The sequence below is a fragment of the Kitasatospora sp. NPDC001095 genome, from assembly GCF_053598615.1.
In genome coordinates, this window is sequence record NZ_JBSFKQ010000118.1 from 1 (window position 1) to 3983 (window position 3983).

The following is a 3983-nucleotide window of genomic DNA, read 5'->3' on the forward strand; positions in this document are numbered from 1 at the left end:
TCCGCGGAGACCACCACGGTGTGGGACACCCCGGGGGTGTTGTCCACGAAATTGGTGATCAGCCAGTTCAGGTTCTGTGCGGCCTGGCTCATCTGAGTCAACTCAACGCTCCTGGTGGTTCGAGCCGCCGAAGAGATCGGTGCTCGGGTTCTGTCCGTTGCCGGACTGGTCTACCTGATCGGGGTCGATCCGGAAGCTTCCGGTGTTACCGGCGCTGCGGCCCTGCTCCACACCGCGGCGCAGGTTGGTGAGGCGGCCACGGACCTCCTCCGGGCTGCGGGAGACCTGCGGCCCGTCCTGCGGGGTGGACTTGGCGTTGCCGGGCACCAGGTTCTGCTTGGGCACGCGCCGCGGCAGACCGGCACCGGTCGTGCCGCCGGAGGCGGGCTCACGCAGCTGCTCGGCCCGCTGCCAGTCGCCGTCGTTCGGCGACTGCCAGGCGGTGCTGGCGGTCGGGCCGGTCGGGCCGTAACCGCCGAGCGCGGACACGTCGTGGCCGCGCTGGGCCGTGGGCGCCGAGGTGTCTTTGGCGCCGGCGAACCAGTTCGGGCTCTCGCCGGACGGGCTGCCGCCGGCCGGAGCGGAGGCGGGGCCACCGCCGGCCAGCTGCTCGCCGGGGCGGCGCTGCGGCAGCCCGGACGCCAGGGTGGTGTGCGGCGGCTCGGCGGCGGGCAGCGCGGGCGGCTCCGGGGCGTACGGGTGGCCGGCCGGGGACTCCTCGGCCGGACGGCCGTACTGGTCGGCGTACTCGTCCTGCTGGTAGCCGCCCTGGTCGTAGCCGTACCGGTCGTCGGCGTAGCCCTGCTGCTGCCCGTAGCCCTGCGGGGCGTACTGGTCGTAGCCGTCCTGGGCGTACTCGTCCTGCTGGTGGTACTCGTCCTGCTGGTAGCCGCCCTGGTCGTAGCCGTACTGGTCGTCGGCCTGGGCCTGCTGCTGCTCGTAGCCCTGCGGGGCGTACTGGTCGTAGCCCTGCTGGTAGTCCTCCTCGACCTCGGCGTCCACCACCGGCGCGTGCGGGGCGCTGTCCAGGGCCGCGCGGCGGACCTGGTCGAGGCGCTGCGAGCGCTGGACGGACTCCAGGGCCGGGCTGAACCCGCTGGAGCCGGCGTTGCCGATGCCGGTGAGGTGGTCGTCGAAGCCGAGCTCGGCCGCGCTGCGGGCGGGGGCTTCCGGCGCCCACTCGGCGGTCGGCTCCTGCTCGGCGAAGATCCGGGAGACGGTGAACTGCTCGTCCGGCTCCGGCGCCGCACCGGACTGGGTGACGAACGGCGGGAGCATGACCAGCGAGGTGGTGCCGGCGGACTCGCCGGACGGGCGGAGCTGGACGCGGACGTCGTGCCGCTGGGAGAGCCGGCCGACCACGAACAGGCCCATGCGGCGGGAGATGGTGGCGTCCACCGTGGGCGGCTCGGCCAGCTTCTCGTTGATCTCCGCGAAGTCCTCGGCGGTGAGGCCGATGCCCTTGTCGTGGATCTCGACCAGCACCCGGCCGTCCGGCAGGCGGGTCGCGTTGACCAGCACCCGGGTCTGCGGGCTGGAGAACGAGGTGGCGTTCTCCAGCAGCTCGGCGAGCAGGTGGACGAGGTCGGTCACGGCGGCGCCGACGACGTCGACCTCCGGGATGCCGGAGAGCTCGACGCGCTCGTACTGCTCCACCTCGGACGCGGCGGCGCGGAGCACGTCGACCAGCGGGACCGGGGTGTTCCAGCGGCGGCCGGCCTCCTCGCCCGCGAGGACGAGCAGGTTCTCACCGTTGCGGCGCATACGGGTGGCCAGGTGGTCCAGCTTGAAGAGGTTCTCCAGCTGGTCCGGGTCGGCCTCGTTGTTCTCCAGGTCGGTGATCAGCGCCAGCTGGCGCTGGATCAGGCTCTGGCTGCGGCGCGACAGGTTGGTGAAGATCGCGTTGACGTTCCCTCGCAGCAGGGCCTGCTCGGCGGCGAGCGCCACGGCCTGCTGGTGGACCTGGTCGAACGCCCGGGCGACCTCGCCGATCTCGTCCTTGCCGTGCAGCGGGATCGGGGTCACCGAGGTGTCGACCCGGTCGGGGTCGGTCTTGGAGAGCTTCTCGACCAGGTCCGGCAGGCGGTGGTCGGCGATCTCCAGGGCGGCGTTGCGCAGGGTGCGCATGCCGAGAATCATCGAGCGGGCCACGTAGCCGGTGAGCAGACCGGCCAGGACGAGCGCCGCGACGACGATGACCGTGTTGAGGATGGCGTCGTAGAGCGCGTTGTCCTTCAGGGCGAGGGCGTCGTTGAGGACGTCGTCCAGCAGCGCGACTTCGGTGTTCCGCAGGGCCTGGATGTGGGTGTTGGCGGCCTGGTTCCAGTTGTCCGGGGTCAGACCGGCGTTCTTCGCCTCGGCGTACGCGGCGTCGGCGGCGGCCTTGCCCTTCAGCTGGCCCTCCGCGGCGGCCTGGCTGTACGAGGCGCCGAGCTGGAGCAGGGCCTGCATGGTGGGCGCCGCGCCGTTGGGCATCTTGTACGCCGAGCGCTCCTGCGCGGCGAACTGGGCGACCTGCGCCTCCGCGTACTTCTGGGCGTCCTCGGGCGCGCTGCCGGTGTTGAACTCGTTGATGGAGACCTGCTCCAGCTTCTCCGAGATCAGGATCTGCTGGATGACGTTCTGGTTCTCGTAGCGCGTGGTGGCGTTCGCCGAGATGCCGACCAGCAGGTTGAGCATCAGCGCGCGCTGGGTCGAGGCGGCGGCCTTGGCCAGCGACATCGCGTAGATCGCGCGGCCCTTGCTGGTGGCGTTGGCGGAGCCCATGCCGACCGAGTTGTCGAAGGCCAGCAGCGGGTCGAGCATCACCGAGTAGGCGTTGGCGGTGGCGCTGATGAACAGCTCCGGGTTGTACGCGTTGGCCCGCAGGTGCGGCAGGTCGACCACCAGGGTCTGGAAGGCCTCGTGGCGGCGGGGGAGCTCACCGGACTTGTCGGAGGCGGCGTAGGCGGCGTTGTACGCCTTCAGCGCGGCGTCGGTGTCGTTGCGCCGCTTGGTCACCTCGTTGTTCGGGTCCTGCTTGGTGATCAGGGGTATGAGCGTCTTGTCGCGCTCGTTCTCCAGCGCCTCGGCGAGTTCGGTCGCCGCCTTGGCCAGCTCGGCGGTCTTCTCGGCGCGGGAGGCCTTGATGTAGCCGTCGACCGAGGTGTTCACTCGCAGGCCGCCGAAGACGAGACTGATGATCACGGGGATCAGCAGGATCGCGATCAGACGGGTCGGCACGCGCCAGTTGCGCGGGCGGAGGAAGTCGTACCGGCTGGAGCCGCCGCCACTGCCCTCGCCCGACGATCCGCTGCCGCGGGGCGCCGTGGGCGAGGCCTGGGGTTCGGCGGCCGGGACGGGGGACTGGGCGCGTTCCTCGGTGGGAGTGAACGCGGAGAATCCGGCCGGATCCCCCGGGGTACCGTTCGGCTCGCTCTGGCGGGGCTCGGAGCGCCGCTGCGGGGCGGGTTGCTGCTTACGCCTCACTCGACAACTACCTCTCGGCCGAATGCCGGCCATGGATCAATCCAGCGCTACCCCGGGGCCCTGTCCCGCCGCCGGACGGACCGGCGCAGGAGACACCCAGGGGTAGCTGGAATTTCAGCACGTGCAGGGATGGGGGACAAACAGCCGCAGCCCGGCACCCGCGTCGGCACAATCCGGACAATCACCGACATGACGGAGCAAAACAGTGGTCACCAGGCGCTGAGCGACGCCAATTCGCCACACTGAGTCATTGTTGATCACAAAATGCCTACCGAACTGTTATCCGCTGCTTATGCGCGGGTCTTGCGCGGAGCCCCCGGAGGACACCGGCCGGTAAGCGTCGTGGCCCCGACGGCCCGTCGTGGGACGGGCCGTCGGGGCTGTGCGGTTGTTCGCGCGCCCGTGTGCTCGCGGGCCCTCGTTCAGCGGAGTCGGGCGAGGAGGGCGTGTTCGACGAGGGTGATGAGGGCGCTCTTGGCGCTGTCGCGGCGTCGGGCGTCGAGGGTGATGACGGG

General features: G+C 70.9%; 1 protein-coding gene and 2 pseudogenes. All 3 read right to left on the bottom strand.

Features of this window, described 5'->3' with window-relative positions; translation table 11 throughout:
* Window positions 1-92: pseudogene (locus ACWDBB_RS36020) on the bottom strand (roadblock/LC7 domain-containing protein); the annotation flags it as partial.
* Between the two features lie 10 nt (window positions 93-102).
* Window positions 103-3468: a sensor histidine kinase gene (locus ACWDBB_RS36025; protein WP_449793622.1), complete on the bottom strand. Its 3366-nt coding sequence runs from the start codon at window positions 3466-3468 to the stop codon at window positions 103-105.
* Between the two features lie 422 nt (window positions 3469-3890).
* A pseudogene (locus ACWDBB_RS36030) lies at window positions 3891-3983 on the bottom strand (ATP-binding protein); the annotation flags it as partial.